Here is a 12,592-nt window from a genome sequence, read left to right as displayed (position 1 = left end):
TACTATTAGCCGGCTTTTCTCCTGTTCAATATGAATACGGTAAGCATCACTGCACTAGTCCCACCTAATAGTTTACTAATAATCATCGGAAGAACAAGTTCCGGTTCAATCCCTGCGACAAAGCCGAGATGGCTCCCAAGCACAAAGGATGCACTTACGCTAAAGGCAATATTAATAACTTTCCCACGTGGATCCATATCCTTTACTAGAACAAGCATCGGAATAATATGGGCAATCGTGGCGATTAGTCCTGCTGTTGCCGTGGTATTGATGTCAAGTGCTGATCCAAGTTTTTCAAGCGGCTTTTTACATGCTTTCGAAATGAAGAGCACCATTGGAAAAGCTCCAGCAAGGAAAATAGCAATCGTCCCGACAATTTGAATCCCTTCTTCAAGCGGCGCAAGTCCTGGAATGATTACGAAGCCAGTTAATGTTTCGATCACGATAGCAACGAGTCCACCCATAGCAAGAAATTCAATGAACTTCCCGAAAATGGAGAAACCTCTTACTATAAGAATAGGAATTTTCCAGAGGCCGATCACGATGAAGAGCGATATGATGATGGTTGGAATCAAATTTCTAATGAGCATCTCTAAGCTGAAGCCAGCTGTAATTCCACCAATAAATGTGCTGAAAGGGATTGTCACCAAACCAATAAGAATTCCTTGTGCTAGAAATTCACGGTCTTCTTTTTGGATTATTCCGAGCGAAACCGGTAGGCTGAATACAACGGTTACTCCAATTGTTGTTCCGAGGAATACCCAAGCGAAGAACCCAGCTTCAGGAGTTCGTGCCATCGTTTCAGCTAAAGCATAGCCTCCCATATCGATGGCAAGAATCGTATTCGCGAAGGTTGCCGGGTCTGCCCCAATTAAGCCGTAGACGGGTGAGACGATGGGCAACAAAACTTTTGCTATGACTGGTGCCAAGGAAATAATCCCAATCATCACAACGGCAAGGGAACCCATCGCCATCAAGCCCTCCATAAAGCGCTCACCGAATCCAAAGCGGTTGCCGATTATTTTATCAATAGCCCCGATAATAAAGAAGAGAACTACGATATAAACTATGATTTCATTCATCTGACTTTCTCCGTTTCCTGTATGTGTGGATGATGTTTCTATTATGGGGCTTGTCAGTAAAGATATAGGTAATCAATCTTCCTTATTCCGAAGTATTTGGACTAATTTTTCTAAAAATACTAATGAAAAATAGTAAGATAAACCTGCAGCCGCCATCAGAAAAAACGTACCATCCAAGTCTTGTAGATTGCTATTCATAAAGTATAAGAATAGTCCTCCAGCCATTCCACCTAAGGAATAATTTATCCATCGAACACCTTTATTAACTCGTTCAATGATTAAAGATATAGGAATCCCAATGAGAAGATAGATAGGCAAGGCGTAAATATAAATAAGAAAAACACCGAGAATTTGTCCGGCAAGCGTAAAATATGTATTTAAAGAATTACTAACTATAATATCAGCAATTATATTATATAGTAAAAAAAAGAAACATAATATAAAAGGTGCTAAAAATGCAGCTGGAACCTTTAAAATTACTTTCATTATACTCATTAAGCTCCTCATACTCCCTCCTTACACGAGACTCTTTAACTGCTTGTCACACAATGAATTTTAATGTTTTTTAGTAAACAAAGAAATATGGTAAAACAATAAGGATGGCAAAAAACTAACTCTAAAAATACTTGCAATAAATAATTTATTAACATTCTCGTCAGCTATCAATGTAAAAAATAATCCGACGATAAATAAACCACCTACTAAATATACGAGGATTCCAGTAATATATTGTAGAAAAGCATGATGAAAATGCATCTTACCTAAAAATATGTCTGCGAAGAAAGAATAAAGCCCTCCGCAAATTAAAAATAGAGGTAACGAATACGTAAAATAGAATAAAAGTAGTCCTTCAAAAGAAGTTATAGCCTACACCTGCTTGTTGTTCTTCAACTGGTGTATATCCCGTAACAGCTAAATACAAAGAATATACCAATGTAGAAAGTATCGCTGTCATTGCTTTCTCTAAGAGAGCAGCACCCTTGTTTTTAACTTTACTATTTAATATCAAAAAGTAACCCGCTACTGAAATAGCAATGAAGATAATTCCGATCATGATACTCCCTCCATAAAAATAGTTCAAATGCGTTAAAAGAAAAGCGGTAAGGATCATGAAATTCATTCACAAGTGGAGAGGTAAGCAATGTTAATACTAAAGCGGAACAGAATCAAGTTTAAACATTGTGAAGATATTATTGAATCAAGAAGCGAACATGATTTCAAAACGTGTAAATGTGGAAAGGTTGCTGTTGATGGTGGATTAGTATAAGTAGTCGCCTTTACCCTAATCCTGTATATTTAGAAAAGCTCTGAGTGCAAAATATCAAATAGGACATATTTAACAATATAATAAAGTTAAAAAAACAATATTTTATTATTTTATATTATTGCAAAAAAGAAAAGAATGTTGTAAAATAAATTTTACAGTCATAACAAAGAGGTGCAGTTATTGGAAGAAATCATGGTTTTAAAGGATTATAATCAATTAAAGGTGTTAAGTGACCCTTTTAGATCGCAGCTTGTAATTAGGCTTATGGAAAAACCTTTAACAGGTCAACAACTTTCAGAAATTTTTAACCTTTCTAGGTCCAGAATCCATTACCATTTGGTAGAACTTGAAAAAAATAAATTAATAAAAGTTGTTAAAAAAGAAGTGAAGAACGGGATAATACAAAAATTCTATCAAGCAACGGCTAGAGGATATGTGCCAGATTTAAATCTTCTGCCTCACCAAGAAGAGATTGGAAGAACTTTCAAACATAGTGTTCTTAGTATGTTAGAAAGAAGTAGTGATAGGGTGATTGAAGCACCAGAGGAATCTTTTCGATCAAATGTAAGTAGTAAGGATCCTTCTCAATGGAACTTTCAATCTTCAAGTTGGGAAATTACAGCTACTGAAGAAAGTTTTCGATGGTTTTTGGAGAATTACTTTGAATTAATGGAAAGATTTAGAGATAAAAGCAAGAACGATGAGAATGATTCAAACTCAAGAATATATTATATTTCTAATTTAGCTTTTGCTATAGAGAAATCACTTTTTGAAGAAGAAGCAAATTAGATTAAAAGGCCTGATTTATCAGGCTGTATTTTGAATATATATCAAAAAAATTTGACCGAATAATTTTTTTACATTTAAACCTATTTGACTTAGTATTCTTATTATGTTTGTTAGGGACTAAGGAATATATTGCTTAGACTATTAAGTCAAAATCTTATTTTACTTCTTGTTGCACGGTTTCTTCATCTATAGTTAGCAGGTTATAAGTAGCTGTAATGTAACTACTATATTTCAGTGGGTGGATAAACGTTGTACACGGGCAGGCTACCTTATAAATAACGGGCAAATATATTTGACTGAGCAATTGTTTTTTACATAGAATAATTTATTCTAGTTACTTTAATAATTAATTCATATAATTAAGGAGGATGATAAATGTTTAGACTTTTAAAAAACAAGAATTTTACCATACTTCTAGTTGCACGATTCCTATCTTCTATGGGCAACAGCTTTTATACAGTAGCTGCGATGTGGTTGGTATATTCAATGGGTGGATCAACGTTATACACAGGGTTGGCATTATTTTTGACTTCTATCCCAGCAATATTCCAATTATTTCTAGGGCCATTAATTGATCTGTTTCCAATAAAAAAAATATTAATCTTTACCCAAATAATTCATGTTATTTTACTATTATTAATTCCTATGTTAAGTATCTTAGGTTATTTAACAATAACAGTAGTTCTAATTGTAATGCCTTTAGTATCGTTTTTTAATCAGTTTTTATATCCTACAGAACTATCAGCATTACCTAAATTATTAAAAGTAGATGATTTACCAAAAGGAAATACGCTTTTTTTCTTTGCATATCAGGGCAGTAGAGCTATTTTTGATAGTGTAGCAGGTGTTGTTGTTACTGTAATAGGCGCAGTGAGTATGTTCTATATTAATAGCTTAACCTTTGTATTATCAATATTGACTCTAATGGCGTTATCTATGCCATTTGCATCACCTAGGAAATCAAACATATCTCTAAAATATCAAATTAAATCTTATCTAGATGAACTATCGATAGGATTTAATATTCTAAAAAGGAATATATTCATTAGTATACTGGTTGGTATAGTATTCCTAAATCTTACAGGTGTTGCTATAAATGCTGTTCTACCTGGTTTTACATCAAGCAATGGAAATATAGGATTATATGGTTCTTACTTATCTGCTTCGGCAGTAGGAGTATTGATGGGAGCTTTTTTAGCATCATTAAAATACTTTCAAAATTTAAAACTGGGAAAGATATATGCTTTACTCATATTAATTAATGGCATATCTCTTCTATTAATCGGAGTGTCAGGTAATAATGTATTTTCTGTAATATTATATTGTATTGCCTGGGGTTGTACTGGAATGATGAATGTCTTTTCACAAACTATGATTCAGGCTTTAGTGGAGAAAGAGTTCATCGGGAGAGTTATGTCAGCGGCAATGGGGTTGTCGGTAGGAGTAGCACCAGTCGGGGCTTTGTTAGGTGGTTTAATTGGCGCACAATATGGAGATGGGATTTTAATCATGATCTCTGGATTTATAGTCGTCTTAGTTTCGGTATACTGGATTATTAATAAAAATACAAGAAATCTTCCGTCGATAATTAAAATGTCTCCCTCTATAGTAGAACGAAAACTAAAAGCACAAATTAGATAGATTAATTAGAGTTCTGAGTTTTTCGGAATAATTAGGAGGAGAGATTTTATATGAGTAAGCAAACTAATTCAAAGGTACAGTAAATATTGGCAGAGAAATTTGAACATTTTAAAAGCAGGAAATACTGTTTCTAAAATACAGAGGCGTGAAGAAAACGTTATTTCTATAGAGTTAACTTCAAATCAAAAAAGATTATGGTTCCTTGAAAAATTGTATCCTGACTCCGCTGCATATTCTGTACCTCAAGCATATGTCCTGGAAGGCAATTTAGATAATGTACTATTGGAAAACTCTATCAATAAAGTGGTGGAACATCACGAGGTTTTAAGAACAATATTTTATGAAGAAGAAGGGATTCCTAAACGGAGGGTATTACCATTTCGGAGAGGGAAATTGAAAATTATAGATTTGAGAGAGATTGATGATGAACTAAAAGTACTCAAGAGAGTAAATGAATACTGCAAAAAACCAATTAATCTTAATACTGAATTTGCATTTCAATTTTATCTTTTTTCGGTAAATAATAATAGAAATATATTGTTGTTAAACTTCCATCATATAATTTTTGATGGATAGTCAAGTGGTGTTTATTTTATAGTTTCTAAGAGAGAACAGAAGCAGTTATTGATGAAGCGTTGACATTCAAAATAATACTCTAAAGAGAAAGAACCCTCTGTATTAATGCAAAGGGTTCCTTCTCTTTCGGATTACACAATTCCATTTTGATGTGTCCAAAATTTAGACAAACATTATTTTAAGCTACTTTCCCATCAAACATCTTAAACAAATCATTCAACCCCTCACTCATCGTCGGGTGGGTGAAAATATTATCCCGTAAAAAGGTATACGGCAGATCCGCTTCCATTGCTACCCGAACGGTATTGATCATCTCGCTCGATTCCGCCGAGAATAATGTACATCCGAGAATCCTTTTTGTTTCAGGATCAACTAATGCTTTTAGCAAACCGTTCGGCTGTTTATTGATTTTCGTACGTGGAATATTCGCTGCCGGCATGGTTGCGACGACATAATTTATATTTTGTTCCTGTGCCATTTTTTCATTTAACCCGACATGGGAAAGGACGGGTTCGATAAACACACTGTATGGCACATTTTTACGTTTCGCTAAAGAGTAGGAGCCGCCGGTTAAAATCTGATCCCGGACAATCCGGTAATCATCAAGTGAGATATACGTGAATTGCGGACCGCCATTCACATCACCCAGTGCCCAAATTTGTCTGTTAGAAGTCCGTAAATAGTCATCGACAATGATTGCACCGTTATCATCAACTTCTACACCTGCTTTAGCAAGCTCAAGTCCTTCTGTATAAGGCTTCCTACCAGTCGCAAGCAGGAGAGCGGAGGCTGTCTCTGTGAATTCTTTCCCCTTATCAAATTCAAGAGTCACTTCTATTCCACCAGATTTACGATTGGAAACCGACGTCGCTTTACTTCCATGGACAACGGAAATACCTTTATCCTGCATGACTTTTAGTACTTCTTCTGCAATATCTCTGTCATCGTTTTCCATGAAGTCTGTCGCGCTATCAATTACAATGATTTCCGACCCGAAATTCGCATACATAACAGCAAATTCAAGCCCGATATACCCGCCACCGACAATGATTAATTTTTCCGGAAGCTCGGCTACTTGTTGCAGTTCTGTTGATGTATAAACATGATCTGCTTCTTTTAATCCATCGATTGGAGGAATGACTGGCTCCGAACCGGTATTGATAATGAAATAATCCGCAGTAAGGACCAGTGTTTCTTCTTTTGATTTGAGACGGACTTGGTTCGTTCCGACAAAGCTTGCTTCCGCCGTATAAACCATGACCGTATCTTGATCTGCTAGGGTTTTGTAGTTCTTTTCCCGTAATGCGGCGATTGTTTTATTTTTATCCTCAATCGCGTTCCGGTAATATTCATTTTTATCATTTTCTAATTGGCTATCCTTCTCTGCGTGGTGGATGAGTAATTTTGTTGGGATACAGGCGATGTTAATGCATGTCCCGCCATACATTTCATTGGACTTCTCTATCATCGCAACGGTTTTACCTCGAGCGGCAAGATCTGCTGCGAGCGTTTTCCCGCCTTTTCCAAATCCGATAATAATATAATCATAATGTTTCATTCAATCGCTTCCCTTCATAAAGACTATTGCCTTTTTTAGGGTTCATTAAACAGGGGGAGAATGACGAAAAGTGCGTAAATTAGTTAGGAGGAAATGATCGTTATCTTGTTTACGTTTGAAACCAATTTCGTTTCGGATGTATAGAGGTGTTCTTATCTCCTGAAAGATTCGTAATCTGTATTGTTTGTCTGAATAGAGGCGCTCGCACCGTCCGTTCAAGCGGGATTCCTGTAAGATTGGGCAGTGAACTTTCGATATCATTAGGAATACGGTGAATTAAACAAATCAGCTGCCCGCTTATTTTCAGAGGGTGCTCAATTGTGTTATTTCCCCCTTTGTATTGAGATGTTAAGCATTTTATTGATGTTTATGTCTAAAAGTTGCCTATTTTACCATAAGGTTTAAATTTTTTTATAAAAAACTATTGCATATTTATGAATGATAATGCATAATAATACATAACTTAAATTTCTGGGAGGAGTATCATCATGATTTCGTTAGCGAAAGATTTGCAGATTGATAACGAAGAATTTTTTGGAAGAGACTTACTTAGCCTTGAGGATTATACACCAGAGCAAATTCATCATTTATTGGAACTTGCTTCTTATATAAAAGATCAGCGTAAGAAGGGGTTTGCCTTTGAACCGTTAAAAGGGAAAGTGCTCGGCATGATCTTTGAAAAATCATCGACGAGAACGCGTGTCTCTTTTGAAGCGGGTATGATTCAGCTTGGTGGGCAGGCGATCTTTCTAAATTCAAAAGACATCCAGCTTGGCCGTGGAGAGACAATTGCGGATACGGCGCGCGTGTTATCCGGCTATTTGGACGGAATCATGATTCGGACTTACTCCCATGAAGATGTGGAGGAGCTTGCTGAATATGCATCTATTCCGGTTATCAATGGATTAACGGATTTGCATCATCCATGCCAAGTGCTGGCAGATTTGCAAACGATGTTAGAAATCAAAGGGACGTTGAAAGGTCAGAAGCTTGTATATATTGGAGACGGAAATAATATGGCGAATTCACTTCTGATTGGAGCTGCGAAGATGGGTATAAATATGGTTGTCGCTGCACCTAAAGGTTATTTCCCAGACGCAGAAGTCGTAAAACAAGCAGAAGAAATCGCTTCGGATACTGGTGGAAAAATTTCAATCATGACAGATCCGATTAAAGCCGTAAAAGATGCCGATTTTATTTATACAGATGTTTGGGCAAGCATGGGGCAGGAAGCGGAGCAAGAGGAAAGAAAAGCAATTTTTGCAAACTACCAAGTGAATGATGAATTGTTGGCAAAGGCTAAATCAGATGTTACGTTTCTTCATTGTCTGCCCGCGCACCGCGAGGAAGAAGTGACAGCAAGTGTGCTGGAAGGGAAGCAATCTGCTGTATTCCAACAGGCTGAGAACCGTCTTCACGCGCAAAAGGCATTGTTGACTGCCTTGATGAGCTATTAGTAGTTATAGAAATAAGGGTGCGAGCGAATATAGTTATTCGCTTACACCCTTATTTTTGTTCTACTTTTAATCCACCAATATCCATTTTTAAACTTTCCAAGCGATAATCAGGCAATACCTCTTCTAATGCAGCGATAATCTTATCCCTGCGGTCACTTGGTACAAAGGACATCATTGTCGGTCCAGCACCACTGATGACCGTTCCGAATGCCCCGTGCTCCTTCGCTGTACGTTGGATCAAATCATAATTTGGGATGAGCGGCTTGCGGTGGGGTTCATGGAAAATATCTTTTTCCATCATTTTCCCAGCAAGTTCATAATCTCCACTTACGAGCGCTGCAACGGTCACATTGCCGATGCCGCTCCCAAGGGCAGCATCGGCAATTGAAAACTGTTCCGGTAACACGTCTCTTGCCGCTTTCGTTTTCAATTCGACTTCCGGGATAAGCGCAATAAGTTCGAGGTGAAGTTGGTCGATTTTCAACCAGTCCACTACTCCGTCGATATACGTGGAAACAATGAGACCGCCAAGGAGGGCAGGCGCAACATTATCCGGATGCCCTTCCATTTCTGTAGCATCCGTTAATTTTTCCTCTGCGGTTAAGTTGAGCCCACCGAGCTGGTTGGCAAGCTCAATTCCTGCTACAATCGCTGCCGCGCTGCTTCCTAAGCCACGGGCAAGCGGGATGCTCGTTGTTTCTTCTACGCGAGCGGGGCGTAAGCTTTTTCCATGTTTTTCGGCGGTTTGTTTTGCAATTAGATAAATGAAATTCTCTTCAAAAGGGACGTCACCAGCAGATGGGGAAATGAATTCCCAATCTGCCTGTTCTGTCACTTCCAATGTTAAGTATAAATCAACTGCTAAACCGATGGAGTCGAAACCGGGTCCGATGTTCGCGGAGCTTGCTGGAACCCGTATCATGAAACTACTCATGGCTCGTCAACTCTTCAATATATTGATTGATTGCTGCAGCGTCATTCGGAAGGGAGACCGGTTCGATTTCCTGATTGTCCTGAACGGTCTGCGGATCCTTCAATCCATTTCCGGTTAGAACGGCAACAACTTTACTTCCTTGTGGGATATTACCCGCTTTACACTGCTGGATGACGCCGGCGATCGATGCATTGGATCCTGGCTCGGCAAATACGCCTTCCGTTTTAGGAAGATGCTTGAATGCATATAAAATTTCCTCGTCTCGGACAGAAGTGATGATTCCGTTTGATTCATCGCGGGCAGCTGTTGCGAGGTCCCAGCTTGCCGGGTTCCCGATGCGAATTGCGGTCGCAACAGTTTCTGGCTGAGCGATTGGTTCATTTTTCGTAATCGCTGCCGCTCCCTCCGCTTCAAATCCGTAAATTTGCGGTAAACCAGTTTGTTTTTCTTCATGATATTCTTTGAAGCCTTTCCAGTATGCACTGATGTTACCGGCATTACCTACTGGGATAGCTAAAATATCTGGTGCGGATCCGAGCCAATCGCAAATTTCAAAAGCAGCTGTTTTCTGTCCTTCGATCCGGTAAGGGTTTACCGAGTTTACAAGGGTTACTGGAGATGTTTCACTAATCTCACGTACCATCTGCAATGCCTCGTCAAAGTTGCCATCGATTTCAATAATTTCCGCACCGTAAATGACCGCCTGGGCCAATTTCCCAAGGGCGACTTTGCCTTTAGGAATGACAATGATCGCGCGCATCCCAGCCCGAGCTGCATAGGCTGCAGCTGCCGCAGAAGTATTCCCGGTAGATGCACAGATAACTGATTTGCTTCCTTCTTCTTTCGCTTTCGCAATTGCCATAACCATTCCCCGGTCTTTAAACGAACCGGTTGGGTTTGCGCCTTCGATTTTTCCGTAAAGCTCGATACCAAGTTCTTCCGATAAGGAAGGGAAATGGAGGAGTGGTGTGTTTCCTTCATTTAGTGTAAGTTTAGGTGTGTTTTCTGTTACCGGTAAGTAATTCTCATAATGTTGAATCAGTCCTTGCCAAGTCATTCGTTTCCATCTCCTTCAACGCGGTAGTAACTTGAGATTTCTTTTAATACGTCTAATTTCTGGATTTTCTCTAGTAAGTTCGTAAAGTTTTCTTCAGATGTCTGGTGTGAAATAACAATGATTTCAGCGGTTTTCTTCTCATCATTTGGACGTTGAATAATGCGCTTCAAGCTAATTTCATGTTCATGGAAGAGATTGGACAGTTTGGAGAATACGCCTGTCTCATCTTCTACATTTACACGTAAGTAATATTGGGAGAAGCGCTCACTCTCGTCTTTCAGTGCTTTCTTGTAATAACTGTTCACAACCTGTTCTCCTGTAACACCAAGACGGATATTTTTTACGACAGCTACAAGGTCACTCACGATAGCTGTTGCAGTAGGGAGGCTTCCGGCACCAGGTCCGTAAAACATTGTTTCTCCAACCGCTTTTCCGTGTACATAAACGGCATTGTATTCATTCTTCACCGCTGCAAGTGGGTGTTCATTAGATAAGAACGTCGGCAGTACATGGGTTTCAAGTTCGCCGTTTTTAAAATCCGCATAACCAATCAGCTTCATCGTATATCCAAGTTCATTTCCGTTCTGGATATCTTCTGCTGTAATGTTGGAAATACCTGATACTTTTACATCACCCAGGTCAACCGGTACTGAAAATGCAAGACGGGCAAGGATAGCCATTTTACGAGCGGCATCAAGTCCTTCCACATCCGCAGTCGGATCGGCTTCTGCAAACCCAAGCTCTTGCGCTTGTTTTAAAGCAGCTTCATATGTGGCTCCTTCTTCCGCCATTTTTGTTAATATGTAATTTGTCGTTCCATTGACAATTCCCATGACACGTTCAATCCGGTCAGATGATAGTCCATCTGTAATCCCCCGAAGAATCGGAATACCGCCAGCAACGCTCGCTTCATAGAAAAAGTCACATTTATTTTTCTCTGCTTCGGCATGCAGTTCTGGGCCATGTAGGGCGACTAAGTCTTTGTTCGCTGAAATGACGTGCTTTTTCGCAGCAAATGCCTGGAGGATATAATCTTTCGCCGTATCGATTCCACCCATGACTTCAATGACAACATCTATCTCTGAATCATTTAATACATCATCCGGATTAACGGTAAGGAGGGAGGGGTCGACATCTACTTCTCTCGCCTTTTCCAGGTTGCGGACGAGGATACGCTTTACTTCAACAGTTACACCAAGCTGATGCTTTAACTTTTCCTGGTGTTCGTTAATGATTTGAACAACCCCTGATCCAACGACACCGAGACCTAATAAACCAACTGATACTTTGTTCTCCATTTCATCACCTCATCACTGCAGAAGAATGCAGTATAATTTTCTATATTTAATCAATTTAACCATGAAAAGTGCAGGATATCAATACGGAAGCAAAGAGTTTTTTATTTAAAGCGCTTACTTTTTGGAGGGGATGAATAACAATTATGTTTTATCTTAATATCTTATAGTAGCCCGTTACAAGAGGGAGGAAGTGCAATTGCGTTATGAAATAATCGGAAGTTTATTTTTTATCCTACTGTTTCTCGGAGTGTTCGTTGGAATCATCTTTAACAAAGTCGAACTATTCGGCTTCTTAGGTCTACTGCTTGGACTAGGAGTAGTTTTCTTATTTCGGAAAAGGAAAAAATGAGCGGGACAGGGGGTCAGAGCGATTGTCCCGGGGACAATTGCTCTGACCCCCTGTCCCGCTACGCTTACGCTCCTTCGAGTTGGAGGAGGGATTTCTTCAGGGCGAGGCCGGCGCGGAAGCCTCCAAGGGTGCCGTTCTTCTGGATGACACGGTGGCAGGGTACAGCAATGAGGACAGGATTTCTTCCAATTGCTGTTCCGACAGCTCGAATGCTTTTCGGATTTCCAATCGCCTCCGCAATCTCAGAATAGGTTCTCGTCTCCCCATAAGGAATGTGCTGTAAGGCTTCCCAAACGGCAAGCTGGAACGCGGTGCCCTTAAGATCAAGAGGGACATCAAGCATTTTTTTCTCCCCTGAAAAGTAGTTTTCGAATGCGCGCTTATAATATTGTAGCTTCTCTTCATTCCGCTCAAATGATTGATTTGGGTTCTGCTTTAGTAGCCAAGTCTTCATATCCTCTTCTGTTTCATTGAATCCACCGGCCCAGCACAACCCTTTCTCCGTAGCAGCCAAAATCATACGCTCCCCGTTCGATTTTAGCGAGCTGAAGTAAATGACGTCCGCATTCCTATCCATCTGGAAC

General features: G+C 39.3%; 14 protein-coding genes. 6 read left to right on the top strand and 8 right to left on the bottom strand.

Annotation, left to right across the window (positions count from 1 at the left end; all coding sequences use genetic code 11):
• Positions 1–5 precede the first annotated feature (5 nt).
• From eutH to GN217_RS15905, 3 genes are all read right to left on the bottom strand, one after another.
• Positions 6–1,082: an ethanolamine utilization protein EutH gene (eutH, locus tag GN217_RS15915; protein WP_156857642.1), complete on the bottom strand. Its 1,077-nt coding sequence runs from the start codon at positions 1,080–1,082 to the stop codon at positions 6–8.
• A 72-nt stretch (positions 1,083–1,154) separates the two neighbouring features.
• The gene (locus tag GN217_RS15910; protein WP_198042687.1) at positions 1,155–1,577 is read right to left on the bottom strand and encodes a hypothetical protein; all 423 of its coding nucleotides are present in this window, start codon (positions 1,575–1,577) and stop codon (positions 1,155–1,157) included.
• Positions 1,578–1,932: 355 nt separating this feature from the next.
• On the bottom strand, positions 1,933–2,136 hold the full coding sequence (locus tag GN217_RS15905; RefSeq protein ID WP_156857640.1) for a hypothetical protein: 204 nt from the start codon (positions 2,134–2,136) through the stop codon (positions 1,933–1,935).
• An 87-nt stretch (positions 2,137–2,223) separates the two neighbouring features.
• On the opposite strand from GN217_RS15905, the gene GN217_RS19565 reads away from it, so the two are divergent.
• From GN217_RS19565 to GN217_RS15890, 4 genes are all read left to right on the top strand, one after another.
• Positions 2,224–2,349: a DUF7695 domain-containing protein gene (locus tag GN217_RS19565; RefSeq protein ID WP_483310470.1), complete on the top strand. Its 126-nt coding sequence runs from the start codon at positions 2,224–2,226 to the stop codon at positions 2,347–2,349.
• 180 nt (positions 2,350–2,529) lie between these two features.
• Complete coding sequence (locus GN217_RS15900; RefSeq protein ID WP_156857639.1) at positions 2,530–3,138, top strand: ArsR/SmtB family transcription factor; 609 nt, start codon at positions 2,530–2,532, stop codon at positions 3,136–3,138.
• 375 nt (positions 3,139–3,513) lie between these two features.
• A complete protein-coding gene (locus GN217_RS15895; protein ID WP_156857638.1) occupies positions 3,514–4,779 on the top strand; it encodes an MFS transporter in 1,266 nt (421 codons plus the stop codon).
• Between the two features lie 99 nt (positions 4,780–4,878).
• Positions 4,879–5,355 (top strand): condensation domain-containing protein, encoded by a 477-nt coding sequence (locus GN217_RS15890; RefSeq protein WP_198042686.1) that lies wholly within the window; start codon positions 4,879–4,881, stop codon positions 5,353–5,355.
• Positions 5,356–5,533: 178 nt separating this feature from the next.
• Here the strand turns inward: GN217_RS15890 and GN217_RS15885 are convergent, their stop codons facing one another.
• A complete protein-coding gene (locus GN217_RS15885; RefSeq protein WP_156857636.1) occupies positions 5,534–6,913 on the bottom strand; it encodes an FAD-dependent oxidoreductase in 1,380 nt (459 codons plus the stop codon).
• A 488-nt stretch (positions 6,914–7,401) separates the two neighbouring features.
• Between GN217_RS15885 and argF the strand changes: the two genes are divergently transcribed.
• Positions 7,402–8,370, top strand: a complete 969-nt coding sequence (argF, locus tag GN217_RS15880) for an ornithine carbamoyltransferase (protein ID WP_156857635.1) — start codon at positions 7,402–7,404, stop codon at positions 8,368–8,370.
• Positions 8,371–8,419: 49 nt separating this feature from the next.
• Here the strand turns inward: argF and thrB are convergent, their stop codons facing one another.
• The 3 genes from thrB to GN217_RS15865 are packed head-to-tail and all read right to left on the bottom strand — an operon-like array spanning position 8,420 to position 11,659.
• Complete coding sequence (gene thrB, locus GN217_RS15875) at positions 8,420–9,304, bottom strand: homoserine kinase (protein ID WP_156857634.1); 885 nt, start codon at positions 9,302–9,304, stop codon at positions 8,420–8,422.
• A complete protein-coding gene (thrC, locus tag GN217_RS15870) occupies positions 9,297–10,361 on the bottom strand; it encodes a threonine synthase (protein WP_156857633.1) in 1,065 nt (354 codons plus the stop codon). The genes thrB and thrC overlap by 8 nt, the downstream gene beginning before the upstream one ends.
• Positions 10,358–11,659: a homoserine dehydrogenase gene (locus GN217_RS15865; protein ID WP_156857632.1), complete on the bottom strand. Its 1,302-nt coding sequence runs from the start codon at positions 11,657–11,659 to the stop codon at positions 10,358–10,360. The genes thrC and GN217_RS15865 overlap by 4 nt, the downstream gene beginning before the upstream one ends.
• Positions 11,660–11,855: 196 nt before the next feature.
• Here GN217_RS15865 and GN217_RS15860 point away from each other — a divergent pair, with 196 nt between their 5' ends.
• Positions 11,856–12,008, top strand: coding sequence for a hypothetical protein (locus GN217_RS15860; RefSeq protein ID WP_156857631.1), 153 nt, complete (start codon positions 11,856–11,858; stop codon positions 12,006–12,008).
• Between the two features lie 64 nt (positions 12,009–12,072).
• Here the strand turns inward: GN217_RS15860 and GN217_RS15855 are convergent, their stop codons facing one another.
• Positions 12,073–12,585, bottom strand: coding sequence for a methylated-DNA--[protein]-cysteine S-methyltransferase (locus tag GN217_RS15855; protein ID WP_156857630.1), 513 nt, complete (start codon positions 12,583–12,585; stop codon positions 12,073–12,075).
• Positions 12,586–12,592 lie beyond the last annotated feature (7 nt).

The organism is Oceanobacillus sp. AG (assembly GCF_009746545.1).
In the GTDB taxonomy this organism is placed as follows: domain Bacteria; phylum Bacillota; class Bacilli; order Bacillales; family Amphibacillaceae; genus Oceanobacillus; species Oceanobacillus indicireducens.
Note: the sequence above shows the minus strand (reverse complement) of the source record. Positions and strands in the feature narration are given on the sequence as shown.

Bases quoted from the DNA above. Each gene is read 5' to 3' on its own strand.
- eutH (WP_156857642.1), bottom strand. From the start codon at position 1,082: ATGAATGAAATCATAGTTTATATCGTAGTTCTCTTCTTTATTATCGGG.
- GN217_RS15910 (WP_198042687.1), bottom strand. From the start codon at position 1,577: ATGAGTATAATGAAAGTAATTTTAAAGGTTCCAGCTGCATTTTTAGCA.
- GN217_RS15905 (WP_156857640.1), bottom strand. From the start codon at position 2,136: ATGATCGGAATTATCTTCATTGCTATTTCAGTAGCGGGTTACTTTTTG.
- GN217_RS19565 (WP_483310470.1), top strand. From the start codon at position 2,224: ATGTTAATACTAAAGCGGAACAGAATCAAGTTTAAACATTGTGAAGAT.
- GN217_RS15895 (WP_156857638.1), top strand. From the start codon at position 3,514: ATGTTTAGACTTTTAAAAAACAAGAATTTTACCATACTTCTAGTTGCA.
- GN217_RS15885 (WP_156857636.1), bottom strand. From the start codon at position 6,913: ATGAAACATTATGATTATATTATTATCGGATTTGGAAAAGGCGGGAAA.
- argF (WP_156857635.1), top strand. From the start codon at position 7,402: ATGATTTCGTTAGCGAAAGATTTGCAGATTGATAACGAAGAATTTTTT.
- thrB (WP_156857634.1), bottom strand. From the start codon at position 9,304: ATGAGTAGTTTCATGATACGGGTTCCAGCAAGCTCCGCGAACATCGGA.
- thrC (WP_156857633.1), bottom strand. From the start codon at position 10,361: ATGACTTGGCAAGGACTGATTCAACATTATGAGAATTACTTACCGGTA.
- GN217_RS15865 (WP_156857632.1), bottom strand. From the start codon at position 11,659: ATGGAGAACAAAGTATCAGTTGGTTTATTAGGTCTCGGTGTCGTTGGA.
- GN217_RS15855 (WP_156857630.1), bottom strand. From the start codon at position 12,585: ATGGATAGGAATGCGGACGTCATTTACTTCAGCTCGCTAAAATCGAAC.